A 12,663-nucleotide genomic window follows, 5' to 3' on the forward strand; every position below is an offset into this window, starting at 1 on the left:
CAGGCGCGGTATGCACGTAGCGCACACCGCGACCCAGCCGAAGCCGCGACGCAGACACCGATCCGATGACCACCGGTTTTCTACAGAAGATTTTTGGCAGCCGTAATCAGCGGCTTGTCAAGCAATATCAAAAGACCGTCGCGGCGATCAATGCGCTCGAGCCGCAGATCGAGCAATTGACGGATGACCAACTGCGCGCCAAAACGGGTGAATTCCGCCAGCGCGTCGCGAGCGGCGAATCGCTCGACAAGATCCTGCCGGAGGCGTTCGCGGTCTGCCGCGAGGCCAGCAAGCGGGTGCTGAAGATGCGCCACTTCGACGTGCAGCTGATCGGCGGTATGGCGCTGCACTACGGCAAGATCAGCGAAATGCGCACCGGCGAAGGCAAGACGCTCGTCGCGACGCTGCCGGTCTACCTGAACGCGCTGTCGGGCCGCGGCGTCCACGTGGTCACGGTCAACGACTACCTCGCGCAGCGCGACGCCGAATGGATGGCGCGTCTCTATAACTTCCTCGGTCTGTCGGTCGGTATCAACCTGTCGCAGATGGAGCACACGGCGAAGCAGCAAGCCTACGCCGCCGACATCACCTACGGCACCAACAACGAATTCGGCTTCGACTATCTGCGCGACAACATGGTCTACGAGACCGACGCGCGCGTGCAGCGTAGCCTGAACTTCGCGGTCGTCGACGAGGTGGACTCGATCCTGATCGACGAAGCGCGTACGCCGCTGATCATCTCCGGCCAGGCCGAAGATCACACCGAACTCTACGTGCGCATGAACGCGCTGCCGCCGCTGCTCGAGCGCCAGATCGGCGAAGAGAAGGCGGACGGCACCGGCGTCGAGAAGCCGGGCGACTACACGCTGGACGAAAAAGGCCGTCAGGTGTTCCTGACCGAGTCGGGACACGAAAAGGCCGAGCGCCTGCTCTCCGAGTGGGGCCTGATCGGCGAGGGCGAAAGCCTGTACGCGCCGCAGAACATCACGCTGATGCACCACGTATACGCGGCGCTGCGCGCGCACACGCTGTTCTTCAAGGATCAGCACTACGTCGTGCAGAACGGCGAAGTGATCATCGTCGACGAATTCACCGGCCGTCTGATGGCGGGCCGCCGCTGGTCGGACGGTCTGCACCAGGCGGTCGAGGCGAAGGAGCATGTGAAGATCCAGAGCGAGAACCAGACACTCGCATCGATCACGTTCCAGAACTACTTCCGCATGTACGCGAAGCTGGCCGGCATGACCGGCACGGCCGACACAGAAGCGTACGAATTCAACGAGATCTACGGTCTCGAAACGGTCGTGATCCCGACCAACCGTCCGCCCAAGCGGATCGACAAGCAGGATCAGATCTACAAGACCGCGAAGGAACGCTACGACGCGGTGATCCGCGACATCCGCGAGTGCTACGAACGCGGGCAGCCGGTGCTGGTCGGCACGACGTCGATCGAGAACTCGGAGCTGCTGTCGCATCTGCTGAAGCAGGCCGGCTTGCCGCACGAAGTGCTGAACGCGAAGCAGCACGCGCGCGAAGCGGCAATCGTCGCCGAAGCGGGCCGTCCGCAACGCATCACGATCGCAACCAACATGGCCGGCCGTGGCACGGACATCGTGCTCGGCGGCAACGCGGAGAAGCAGGCGTCGTTCATCGAACAGGACGAAACGCTCTCCGACGACGAAAAGCAACGCCGCATCCAGAAGCTTCACGACGAATGGCAGACGCTGCACGATCAGGTGAAGGCCGCGGGCGGTCTGCACATCATCGGCACCGAGCGTCATGAGTCGCGCCGGATCGACAACCAGTTGCGCGGCCGTGCGGGCCGTCAGGGTGACCCGGGTTCGTCGCGTTTCTATCTGTCGCTGGAAGATCCGCTTCTGCGCATTTTCGCGGGCGACCGCGTGCGCGCGATCATGGACCGTCTGAAAATGCCGGAAGGCGAGGCGATCGAAGCAGGCATCGTCTCGCGTTCGATCGAATCGGCGCAACGCAAGGTCGAGGCGCGCAACTTCGATATTCGTAAGCAATTGCTCGAATACGACGACGTGTCGAACGACCAGCGCAAGGTGATCTACCAGCAGCGCAACGAATTGCTCGAAGCGAACGACATCACTGAGACCATCACCGCGATGCGTCATGGCGTGATTTCTGACATCGTGCATCAGTTCGTGCCGGTGGGCAGCATCGAAGAGCAGTGGGACGTGCCCGAACTCGAGGAAGTGCTGCGCAACGAATGGCAGCTCGACCTCGCGATCCAGGAAATGATCAACGAGTCGAACTCGATCAGCCCGGACGAGATTCTCGAAGCGGTTGAAGCCGCCGCGGACGAGGGGTACGAGGCGAAGGTCCAGCTGGTCGGCCGCGAATCGTTCAGCGCGTTCGAGCGCTCGATCATGCTGCAGACGCTCGACCGCGCGTGGCGCGAACATCTGGCCGCGCTCGACCATCTGCGTCAGGGCATCCATCTGCGCGGCTATGCGCAGAAGAACCCGAAGCAGGAATACAAGCGCGAGGCGTTCGAACTGTTCGCCGCGATGCTCGACGCGGTGAAGCTCGAAGTTACGCGCATCGTGATGAACGTGCAGATCCAGTCGCCGGAGCAGCTCGAAGCGGCCGCGGAACAGATGGAAGAGCAGGGGGGTCATCTGGAGAACGTCGAGTTCCGTCATGCCGAGTTCGCAGAAGCCGGCGCCGCCGCGCCGGTTGCAGCCGAAGCGGCCACCGCCGCGATGATCGGCGACGCGATGAGCCACGGCCACGGCGCAGCGCCGCAGGCGGCCGTGCATATGCATACCGACAACGTGCCGAAGGTCGGCCGCAACGACCCGTGCCCGTGCGGTAGCGGCAAGAAGTACAAGCAGTGCCACGGCAAGATCGCATAATTGCCGACGCGGCGCGCTTCAGGGCGCGCCGCGTCGTTTTTGAGTGCCGCTTGGCCGTTTTGATTTCGCGGGTGACCCGGCAACACCCCCGGGTCATCAGTTCCGTTTCCCCGATGCCGGCGTCCGCCGGCATTTTCTTCGACAGGTCGCGACCATGGCTGTCAACTTTCCCTCGATCGATCCCGCTCAACTCCACCCCGTCGCCGGCGTCACGCTAGGCTGGGCGGAAGCGCATATCCGCAAGCCGAACCGCAAGGACGTGCTCGTCATTTCCGTCGACGAAGGCGCGACGGTAGGCGGCGTGTTCACGCAGAACCGCTTCTGCGCGGCGCCCGTCACGGTCTGCCGCGAGAACCTGCAGCGCGTGCGCGCGGGCGGCAAGCCGATTCGCGCGCTGGTGATCAACACCGGCAACGCGAACGCGGGCACCGGTGAGCAGGGCCTCGCGGCGACGCGCGAAACCTGCGCGGAACTCGCGCGTCTCGCCGACATCGCGCCCGAGCAGGTGCTGCCGTTCTCGACGGGCGTGATTCTCGAACCGCTGCCGGTCGATCGTCTGAAGGCCGGTTTGCCGGCCGCGCTCGCTAACCGCAAGGAAGCGAACTGGTACGACGCGGCACAGTCGATCATGACGACCGACACGCTGCCGAAGGCGAGCTCGCGCCAAGTCACGATCGACGGCCACACGGTCACACTGACCGGCATCAGCAAGGGCGCCGGCATGATCAAGCCGAATATGGCGACCATGCTCGGCTTCCTCGCGTTCGACGCGGCCGTCGCGCAGCCCGTGCTCGACGAGCTCGTGAAGCACGTCGCGGACCGCTCGTTCAACTGCATCACGATCGATGGCGATACGTCGACCAACGATTCGTTCATGCTGATCGCGTCGGGCAAATCGAGCCTGCCCGCGATCACGTCCACCGATTCGCCCGCTTATGCAGCGCTGCGCGACGCGGTGACCGAGGTCGCGCAGAGCCTAGCGCAACTGATCGTGCGTGATGGTGAAGGCGCGACCAAGTTCATGACCGTGCATGTCGAAGGCGGCTCGAGCGTCGGCGAATGCCGCCAGATCGCCTACGCAATCGGCCACTCGCCGCTCGTCAAGACGGCCTTCTATGCATCTGACCCGAACCTCGGCCGCATTCTTGCGGCCATCGGCTATGCCGGCGTGGACGATCTCGACGTCGGCAAGATCGATCTGTATCTAGACGACGTGCTGGTCGCGACTGCCGGCGGCCGCAACCCGGCCTACCGCGAAGAAGACGGCCAGCGCGTGATGAAAAAGAGCGAGATCGGCATTCGCGTCGTGCTCGGCCGCGGCAATGCGCAAGCCACGATCTGGACCTGCGATCTGTCGCACGACTACGTGAGCATCAACGCCGACTACCGCTCGTAATCAGGTTCAAAGCGCGGCCGCTGGCCGCCCACTTACCATGGACAAACTCGAACAGTTTCTGACCCGGGCCGAAGCCGTGCTCGGCCGCCTGGAAGCGATGCTTCCGCCCGCCGCGCCGGACATCGACTGGTCGGCCGCGGTCGCTTTTCGCTGGCGCAAGCGCCAGGGGCGCGGCTACCTGCAGCCGGTGCCCGCCATTTCGTCGATTACGCTCGACGACCTGCAGAACATCGATCGCCAGAAAGGGCTGATCGAACAGAACACGCGCCAGTTCGTGCGCAGCCAGCCGGCCAACAACGTGCTGCTGACGGGCGCGCGGGGCACCGGCAAGTCGTCGCTGATCAAGGCGTGTCTGAACGCGTACGCGAAAGACGGCCTGCGTCTGATCGAAGTGGACAAGGACGATCTGCACGACCTCGGCGACATCGTCGATCTGATCGCGAAGCGCCCGGAGCGCTTCATCGTGTTCTGCGACGACCTGTCGTTCGAAGAAGGCGAGTCGGGCTACAAGGCGCTGAAGGTCGCGCTCGACGGCTCGGTCGCCGCGCAGTCCGACAACGTAGTGATCTACGCGACGTCGAACCGCCGCCATCTGCTGCCCGAGTACATGAGCGACAACGAGACTTACAAGCACACGTCGGACGGCGAGATTCATCCGGGTGAACTGGTCGAAGAGAAGATTTCGCTGTCGGAGCGTTTCGGACTGTGGGTCAGCTTCTATCCGTTCAAGCAGGACGACTATCTGACGATCATCGCGCACTGGCTGCGTCATTTCGGTTGCGACGACGCCGAGATCGAATCGGCGCGCGGCGATGCGCTCGTCTGGGCGCTCGAACGCGGTTCGCGCTCGGGGCGGGTCGCGTGGCAGTTTGCGCGCGACTGGTCCGGCCGTAAGACGCCGGCATGAGTGACGCTAGCAAAAACGCGGGCAATAGTGCCGGCACCAACGGCGCCGGCCGCCCCGTCACCGAAGTCGCGGTCGGCGTGCTGGTGCAGCCGGATGGCCGCTATCTGCTCGCGCAGCGTCCGGCGGGCAAGCCGTACGAGGGCTACTGGGAGTTTCCGGGGGGCAAGCTGGAAGCGGGCGAATCGATCGAGGCCGCGCTTGCGCGCGAGCTGCACGAGGAGTTGGGAATCGAGGTCGAGGCGAGCCATTTGTGGCATACGCTCGAACACGATTATCCGCACGCCTATGTGCGCCTGTTCTTCTGCAAGGTGACGCAGTGGTCGGGCGAGCCGCACGGGCGTGAAGGCCAGGCCTTCGTGTGGCAGAGCTTGCCTGCGGACGTCTCGCCATTGCTGCCGGCCACGATCCCGGTGCTGGAGTGGCTCGCGGCCGAGAACAGGTGATTGGTTGAAACAGAGCGACTGAAAAAGCCACGCGATAGCGGGCGCTGTCTCGGCAGCGTCGCGGTTCGCGTGGCTTTTTTACTGGCTCGCTCAGTGCGGGTTGTAGTCGCCGCGCGGCGTTTCCTCTTCGGACGAAGACCCTTCCTGTTCGTTGCCGCCAATCCGGTATTTTTCGGCTGCCCATGCGCCGAGATCGATCTGCTTGCAGCGCTCGGAGCAGAAAGGACGGAAGCGGCTCTCGGGGGTCCAGCGGACATCTTTACCGCAAGTAGGACATTTGACGACGGTAGGCATACGGTCGGACGGTCAATCGCAAACGGAACAAGTAACGAATATAGGGCTATTTCGCGCCGCTTCAAAGGCGCGTTCGGTCAAATCCGGTGTGCGCTGCTCGGTGCGCGGCGATTGTCAGGCGGTTACAGGCTGCAGAGCGTGAGCTGGAACGGCACGTCGACGTCGACCGCGCGCGGCCGCAGATCGCCGTCCTGCACTGTGAAGCGCACCCACAGCATGTACTTGTTGGCGCTCGCTTCGGGAATCACGCGCAATTCGGGCGCGACACGAACCTGCATCAATTGATACGAGCGGCCCGACAGCATTTGCTGATAGCTGCCTTGCATCGCCATCACCTTCGACGCCTGGCCCGACTCGCGCGCGAGCCGCAGCACGATCGTGGCCGCGTCGCGCAGCGGCAAAAGCGGCGTGACCCATTTGGCGATGTCCTGGCGACGCTGATCGGGATGCAACTGTTGCCACGCGTAATACGAGGGCAGGTCGAATTTGCAGGTGCCACCGGGGATGATCGCGCGGCTGCGAATGCTTGCAAGCCATTCGTTGTCTGCAAGATGCTGGCCGGTTTTGCCTTGCATCTGCGTGAGCCCCGCTAGGGTCTGCTCGATTTCGCCGAGCACCGCTTCAAGCGCGTTCTGCTCGATGCCCGGATTGCCGCGAAACGGCGCGAGGGTTTGCCGCTGGCGTTCGAGCTCTTTCATCAGATCCGACTTCAGATCCGCGCGGCCAGCTACTTCGGAGATTTCGAACAGCGTTGTCAGTGCGACGTGATGTTCCCGCGCGTCTTCCTGAGTCAGAAAGAACGTGAAGCGCTCGAACAGATCTTCGAGTCGCAACAGCGTCCGGATTCGCTCATTGAAGGGGTACTCGTAAAGGATCAAGCGGGCTCGCCTCGGGCGTGGTCGGTGACAGGAATGCAAAACATTCTAATGCCGTGGGACTACCCAGGCAATCACGCACGCTTTCCGCGTGCTTTCGCAACTTTTTTGTCAGTTCCCGGTGTTATGAGCGCTTCGGCTCTCGCATGCGCGCAAAGTTCAACTGTGTGGGTGACGACGCGTGCCGAAGATGCGTATCTGCCTTTACAGGGCATCGTGCGCTTGATGCTTGCAGCGAGGCCGACCTGAGGCCTCCGCGCGCTACGACTCGGCCTCACCCTTCGCGAGCGACAGATACGCTTGATGGTGAGCGTCCACCTGCGCTTCGAGCTCCAGGGGCCGCGCGTTGTCATTGACGATCACGTCGTCGGCGGCGGCGAGGCGCGCTTCGCGCGTGGCCTGGCGCGCGATGATCGCGAGCACCTGCTCACGGCTGAAGCCGTTGCGGCTCATCACCCGCGCGACTTGCGTGTCGATGCTGCAATCGACGGTGAGCACGCGATTCACACGGTTCTTCCAGGTCCCGGACTCGACCAGCAACGGCACCACGACGATCACATACGGTCCTTTCGCTTCGCGCTCTTCGCGCTCGGTTTCCGCGCGAATCAGCGGATGCGTGATGCCTTCGAGACGTTTGCGCGCGGTGTCGTCGCTGAACACGAGCGTGCGCATGCGCGCGCGATCGAGCGAGCCGTCGGCGGCGACGAACTCCGCGCCGAATTCGGCGGCGATGTGCGGCATCGCCAGGCCATGCGGCGCGGTGATGCGATGCGCGATCACGTCGGTATCGACGAGCGGCACGCCGCGCGCGGCGAACAGATTGGCAACCGTCGACTTGCCGCTACCGATGCCGCCGGTGAGTCCCACAACGAACATGCTTCAGCCTCCCAAAGCAAGGTAAAGCGGCGTGCCGGCAAATAGCGTGAGCGCACCGCCCGCCGCAAGAAATGGCCCGAATGGCAGCGGCTCCTCGAAGCGCATACGGCCGCGCCACGTTGCCGCGAGGCCGATCACGGCACCGGCCACCGCGGCGACCAGCACGATTTGCGGTAGCGCTGGCCAGCCGAGCCACGCGCCGAGCGCTGCGAGGAGTTTGAAGTCGCCATAGCCCATGCCTTCGATACCGCGCACGACCCTGAACGCCCAATGCACGGCCCATAACACCAGATATCCGAAGATAGCCCCGAGCACCGCATCATGCAGGTTCGTGAACATGCCGTTGAAATTGACGATCAGGCCGGCCCACAACAGCGGCAAGGTCAAGGAATCGGGCAACAGATGCGTGTCGATATCGATCGCGCTCATCGCAAGCAACGTCGCGCACAGGCCGAACGCCGCGAGTGCCATCGGCGTCGGGCCGAAGGCCATCAGTGCGCCCGCGGCGAAAGCTGCACTAGCGATTTCGAGCAGCGGATAGCGTGCGCTGATGTGCGTGCCGCATGCGGAACAGCGGCCGCGTAACAGCAGGTAGCTCAGCACCGGCAAGTTTTCCCACGCGCTCAGCACGTGGCCGCAATGCGGGCACGCGCTACGCGGCACCCACAGGTTGTAGCGCTCGGGCAGTCCGTCGCCGGGCTGCGGCGCGTCGGTGGCTTCGCTGATTTCGGCGCGCCACGCACGCTCGAGCATGATCGGCAGCCGATGCACGACCACGTTAAGGAAGCTGCCAATCACGAGGCCGAGCACGATCGCGAACGCGATCTGCACCCCGGCGGGCAGACTCGCGAGCGCGAGGCCGATATCGCCTGCAAAGCGACCTGGCAGTAAGCCCGCGAGCAGGCTGGAGGAAGTTTGTGGCACGAGCGGTGGAGGAGCCTGTATGGTCATGAATTGGATTCGGCTGCGATGCTACACCACGTTGCCGAGTTGAATAATGGGAAGATACATCGCGATGACGAGGCCGCCGACCAGCGTGCCGAGCACGACGATCACGAGCGGTTCGCACAGGCTCGATAGCGTGCCGATCCTGTCGTCGACCTGGCGATCCGCAAGCGACGCGACATCGAGCAGCATGCCGTCGAGCGCGCCGGATTCCTCGGCGACCGCAACGGGCTGCACGACCTCGGCAGGAAAGCAGCGGGCCGCGCGCATCGCCGCGGCGAGCCTTTCGCCGCGCCGCAGTCTGATGGCGATGCTCGCGGTCGCGCGATCGAAGAAGGCATTGCCGGTTGCCTGCGTGAGCGAATCGAACGCGTCGGCGAGCGGTGTGCCGGCGGACAGCAGGGTGCCGAGCGCGCGACTCCACCGCGCTGCGCACAGCGTGCGCAGCAGCGGGCCGGCCACTGGCAGGTTGAGCGACAGGCGAGCGAAGCGGATGCGCGCGCTTATCGATCGACGCAGCACGAATGTGATGGCCGAGCTCATTGCGAGCATCAGCACGAACAGCGGCACACTCCAGCGCGCGGCAGCCGCCGAGAGCGCCAGCACGAACTGCGTCGGCGCGGGCAGCCTGGCGCCGAAGCCATCGAAGATCTGCTTGAACGTCGGCACGACCCACACCAGCAACGCGGCGGTTATCGCGATCGCGAGCAGCAGAATCGCGACTGGATAGGTGAGAGCCGCGCGCACCTTTGCACGCTGCGCGGCGGCGCGTTCGCGATCGTCGGCGAGGCGGGCGAGCACGGTGACGAGCGCGCCCGCCGCTTCGCCCACCTCGACGAGTTGGCAATACAGCGCATTGAACTGCGCCGGGTGCCGCTGCAAGGCCGCCGAAAACCGCAGGCCGGCGGTGATGTCGCGCGCGACCGTGCCGACGATGCGCGGCATGCCTTGCCGCTGCCCCGACGTCGGCGTCTGTGCGAGCAGTTCGAGCGCGGGCGCGAGCGGCAAGCCGGCACGCAGGAGACTGGAAAGTTGCCGCGTGAACAGCGTGACATCGGCTGCGCTGGTCTTCGGGCGTGGCGCCGGGCCTTGCGTTGCGAGTTCGACGATAAAGAGGCTGTCGCGTTTGAGCAGCGTGCGCGCAGCGCTCGCGTCGGGCGCGATCAGCGTGCCGCTATGGCGCTTGCCGTCCGCGTCGACGCCGCGCCATCTGAAGCGCAGGTCGGCTGAGACGGGCCGTGTCGGTGACTGCGCGGCGGTACTCATGCGACCTCCGTGGCGGCGAGCGCTTCGGCGAGACTGGTGGTGCCGTCGCGTACGCGCGCTAGCGCCGCGTCGCGTAATGTCGCGACCTGTTCGGTCTGCGCGAGGCGGGCCAGCTCGTGCGCACCCGCGCTTGCGACGATCAGCTCGCGCATCGCGTCGGAAACGGGCATCACCTGATGGATGCCGACGCGCCCCCGATAGCCGATGCCATGGCAAGCCGCACAGCCGGTCGCCGCATACGGTTGCCAGCCGTCGAGCTCTTGTTCGCCGAAGCCAGCGGCGTGGAGCGCCGTCGCCGAATGCGGCGCGGGTGCGCGGCACGCGACGCATAGTCGCCGCACCAGCCGCTGCGCGGTCACCATCCGCAGCGCGGCTGCAAGGTTGTACGGCTCGACACCGATATCGATGAGCCGCGCGATGGCCGCGGGCGCGTCGTTCGTATGCAGCGTGGACAGCACGAGGTGGCCGGTTTGCGCGGCCTTCACGGCGACGTCGGCGGTTTCGTTGTCGCGGATTTCGCCGACCATGATCACGTCCGGGTCCTGACGCAGGAACGCGCGCAGTGCGACCGCGAACGTTAGCCCGGCTTTTTCGCGCACGCTGACCTGGTTGATACCGGCCAGCTGGATCTCGGCCGGATCTTCCACTGAGCAGAGGTTGCGTGCCTCGCCGTTCAGCAGATTCAGGAAGCAGTACAGCGACAGCGTCTTGCCACTGCCCGTTGGTCCGGTGACGAGCATCAGACCGTGCGGCGCGTGGATCGCGGCGTCCAGGGCTTCGCGCTGCCGCGGATCGAGGCCGAGCGAATCGAGCGAAAGATCAGCGGGCAGCGCGTCGAGCCGTCGTAGCACGAGCTTTTCGCCGAACAGCGTCGGCAGTGAATTGACGCGGTAATCCTCGAGTCGCCCGGGCGACGTCGCGAGGCGTAGCCGGCCGTCTTGCGGCACGCGTCGCTCGGCGATGTCCATGCGCGCGAGCACCTTAACCCGCGTGACGAAGGCATCGCGTAGATGCGCGGGCGGCCGCGGGATTTCATGCAGTACGCCGTCGATGCGCAGCCGCACACGCCAGCCGTGCTCGGCCGGCTCGATGTGGATATCGGACGCATTGCGCCGCGTCGCTTCGTGCAACGTGTCGGTCAACAGACGCACGGCCGGGGCGTTGTCCGGATCGTTCAGATTGGTTGCGCTGGATTCGCCGTCGGCAGCGAGTGGGCGCGGCAATGCCGCAGCGGTGGCAAAGGGTGTTTGCATGAGAGACCGGTGATGAACCGCCTGTAGAACATGACGGCTTCATCTTCCGGATGAGGGCGTCCGAATGCCATTCGGCCATTCGGCTAATGGCGCGCGTCGCGAGCCTGTGCAATGCTGACCATGAATTAGCGAGCGACTGTGCGGGTTTCAGCCTGACCTTGCTTTTCCGGCCTTGGTGCGCGACGGCGGTTTGAACAGCTTGACGGTGCGGATTGCCTGATCGTCGCTGCGCATCACTTCGAGCTTGGTGTCGCCGATGCGCACGCAGACGTCGCCGTCGGGAATGTCTTCGAGAATTTCGAGAATCAGGCCGTTGAGCGTTTTGGGGCCATCGGTGGGCAGCGCGAGTTGCAGCCAGCGGTTCAGCTCGCGCAACGGCATGCTGCCCGCGACGATGCATTCGCCCGCTTCGTTCCAGCCGCCGCGCGAACTGGCGCCACGCGGAATCGACGTGGTGAATTCGCCGATCAGCTCCTCGATGATGTCTTCCGGCGTGACGAGACCTTGCAGTTCGCCGTATTCGTTGACGACGAGCGCGATGCGGTGCCGGCTCTCCTGGAAGTATTGCAACTGCGGGAACACCGGCGTGCCGCTTGGCACGAAGTACGGCTCTGCGAGCAGCTCGCGCAAGGTATCGCGTTCGAGCTCCTGGTTGTGCAGCGCTGACAGGGTCTTGCGCACGTGCAGCACACCGAGCACTCGGTCGATGTCGCCCTGGTAGACGATCAGCTTGTTGTGATAGCAAGTCTCCAGTTGATGCAGGATCTGTTCGAACGGTGCATCGAAGTCGAGCGCTTCGATGCGGCGACGCGGGATCATCACGTCATCGACCGAGATGTTTTCGAGGTCGAACAGATTCAGCAGGATGCTGCGGTGTTTGGTCGGCATGAAGCTGCCCGACTCGAGCACGATGGTGCGCAGTTCTTCGGTGGACAGTCGCTGATCGCGCGCGCCCTTCGTATTAATGTGCAGCACGCGCAGGATGCCGGTGGCGAACAGGTTGACGAACCAGATCACCGGTTTCCCGATGCGCATCAATGGCGCGATTAGCAGGCTTGCGGGCAGCGCGATTTTCTCGGGAAAGGTTGCGCCGACGATCTTCGGCGTGATTTCTGCGAACACGATGATTAGGAAGGCGACGATACCGGTCGCGATCGACAGCACGAGGCTATTGCGGCCGAACGTATGCAACGCGAGCGATGTAGTCAGTACCGGAATGATCGTGTTGAACAGGTTGTTGCCGATCAGGATCACGCTCAGCAACTGATCGGTTTTCGCAAGCAGTCCCTGGGTAGTTTTCGCGCCGAGGGTGTTTTTGCTGGCGAGATGTTTGAGCCGATGACGGTTCAGCGCCATCATCGCTGTCTCGGAAATGGAAAAGAAGGCGGAGCAGACAAGCAGCAGAAGGACGGCGCCGATCTGCGCCCATAAGGGAAGTTGTTCCACGCGTCGTGAAAAATAAGGGAAAGGATGGAGAGAATATAGCAGAGGGGGCCACGCTCTCCGCCGTGAACGGCGGCTGACGC

The 12,663-nt window shown here is 64.1% G+C and carries 11 protein-coding genes; 4 read left to right on the forward strand and 7 right to left on the reverse strand.

All coding sequences use genetic code 11. The features are described from left to right. The first annotated feature begins 65 nt into the window (after positions 1-65). The 4 genes from secA (at position 66) to QFZ91_RS17155 (ending at position 5,628) form a co-directional block, all read left to right on the forward strand. Positions 66-2,882, forward strand: a complete 2,817-nt coding sequence (secA, locus tag QFZ91_RS17140) for a preprotein translocase subunit SecA (RefSeq protein WP_176121915.1) — start codon at positions 66-68, stop codon at positions 2,880-2,882. A 154-nt stretch (positions 2,883-3,036) separates the two neighbouring features. Next, a complete protein-coding gene (argJ, locus tag QFZ91_RS17145; protein ID WP_429567888.1) occupies positions 3,037-4,278 on the forward strand; it encodes a bifunctional glutamate N-acetyltransferase/amino-acid acetyltransferase ArgJ in 1,242 nt (413 codons plus the stop codon). Positions 4,279-4,315: 37 nt separating this feature from the next. Continuing rightward, positions 4,316-5,185: an ATP-binding protein gene (locus QFZ91_RS17150; RefSeq protein ID WP_176380945.1), complete on the forward strand. Its 870-nt coding sequence runs from the start codon at positions 4,316-4,318 to the stop codon at positions 5,183-5,185. Then, positions 5,182-5,628, forward strand: coding sequence for an NUDIX domain-containing protein (locus QFZ91_RS17155; RefSeq protein WP_176380944.1), 447 nt, complete (start codon positions 5,182-5,184; stop codon positions 5,626-5,628). The genes QFZ91_RS17150 and QFZ91_RS17155 overlap by 4 nt, the downstream gene beginning before the upstream one ends. A 90-nt stretch (positions 5,629-5,718) precedes the next feature. Here QFZ91_RS17155 and yacG read toward each other — a convergent pair whose 3' ends face one another. The 7 genes from yacG to QFZ91_RS17190 all read right to left on the reverse strand — a co-directional run bounded on the left by yacG (position 5,719) and on the right by QFZ91_RS17190 (position 12,583). Next, positions 5,719-5,922 (reverse strand): DNA gyrase inhibitor YacG, encoded by a 204-nt coding sequence (gene yacG / locus QFZ91_RS17160; RefSeq protein WP_013090597.1) that lies wholly within the window; start codon positions 5,920-5,922, stop codon positions 5,719-5,721. Positions 5,923-6,044: 122 nt separating this feature from the next. Next, on the reverse strand, positions 6,045-6,800 hold the full coding sequence (gene zapD / locus QFZ91_RS17165; RefSeq protein WP_008921182.1) for a cell division protein ZapD: 756 nt from the start codon (positions 6,798-6,800) through the stop codon (positions 6,045-6,047). A 258-nt stretch (positions 6,801-7,058) separates the two neighbouring features. Next, positions 7,059-7,673: a dephospho-CoA kinase gene (gene coaE / locus QFZ91_RS17170; RefSeq protein WP_429567889.1), complete on the reverse strand. Its 615-nt coding sequence runs from the start codon at positions 7,671-7,673 to the stop codon at positions 7,059-7,061. A 3-nt stretch (positions 7,674-7,676) separates the two neighbouring features. After that, complete coding sequence (locus QFZ91_RS17175; protein ID WP_176380964.1) at positions 7,677-8,618, reverse strand: prepilin peptidase; 942 nt, start codon at positions 8,616-8,618, stop codon at positions 7,677-7,679. A 27-nt stretch (positions 8,619-8,645) separates the two neighbouring features. Then, positions 8,646-9,884 (reverse strand): type II secretion system F family protein, encoded by a 1,239-nt coding sequence (locus QFZ91_RS17180; protein WP_429567890.1) that lies wholly within the window; start codon positions 9,882-9,884, stop codon positions 8,646-8,648. Beyond that, positions 9,881-11,137, reverse strand: a complete 1,257-nt coding sequence (locus QFZ91_RS17185) for a GspE/PulE family protein (RefSeq protein ID WP_429567891.1) — start codon at positions 11,135-11,137, stop codon at positions 9,881-9,883. The genes QFZ91_RS17180 and QFZ91_RS17185 overlap by 4 nt, the downstream gene beginning before the upstream one ends. A 147-nt stretch (positions 11,138-11,284) precedes the next feature. Continuing rightward, positions 11,285-12,583, reverse strand: a complete 1,299-nt coding sequence (locus QFZ91_RS17190) for an HlyC/CorC family transporter (RefSeq protein ID WP_429567892.1) — start codon at positions 12,581-12,583, stop codon at positions 11,285-11,287. Positions 12,584-12,663: the final 80 nt, after the last annotated feature.

The sequence above is a fragment of the Paraburkholderia sp. JPY419 genome (assembly GCF_050435705.1).
GTDB classification, from domain to species: Bacteria; Pseudomonadota; Gammaproteobacteria; order Burkholderiales; family Burkholderiaceae; genus Paraburkholderia; species Paraburkholderia youngii.

Bases quoted from the DNA above. Each gene is read 5' to 3' on its own strand.
- secA (WP_176121915.1), top strand. From the start codon at position 66: ATGACCACCGGTTTTCTACAGAAGATTTTTGGCAGCCGTAATCAGCGG.
- argJ (WP_429567888.1), top strand. From the start codon at position 3,037: ATGGCTGTCAACTTTCCCTCGATCGATCCCGCTCAACTCCACCCCGTC.
- QFZ91_RS17150 (WP_176380945.1), top strand. From the start codon at position 4,316: ATGGACAAACTCGAACAGTTTCTGACCCGGGCCGAAGCCGTGCTCGGC.
- QFZ91_RS17155 (WP_176380944.1), top strand. From the start codon at position 5,182: ATGAGTGACGCTAGCAAAAACGCGGGCAATAGTGCCGGCACCAACGGC.
- yacG (WP_013090597.1), bottom strand. From the start codon at position 5,922: ATGCCTACCGTCGTCAAATGTCCTACTTGCGGTAAAGATGTCCGCTGG.
- coaE (WP_429567889.1), bottom strand. From the start codon at position 7,673: ATGTTCGTTGTGGGACTCACCGGCGGCATCGGTAGCGGCAAGTCGACG.
- QFZ91_RS17180 (WP_429567890.1), bottom strand. From the start codon at position 9,884: ATGAGTACCGCCGCGCAGTCACCGACACGGCCCGTCTCAGCCGACCTG.
- QFZ91_RS17185 (WP_429567891.1), bottom strand. From the start codon at position 11,137: ATGCAAACACCCTTTGCCACCGCTGCGGCATTGCCGCGCCCACTCGCT.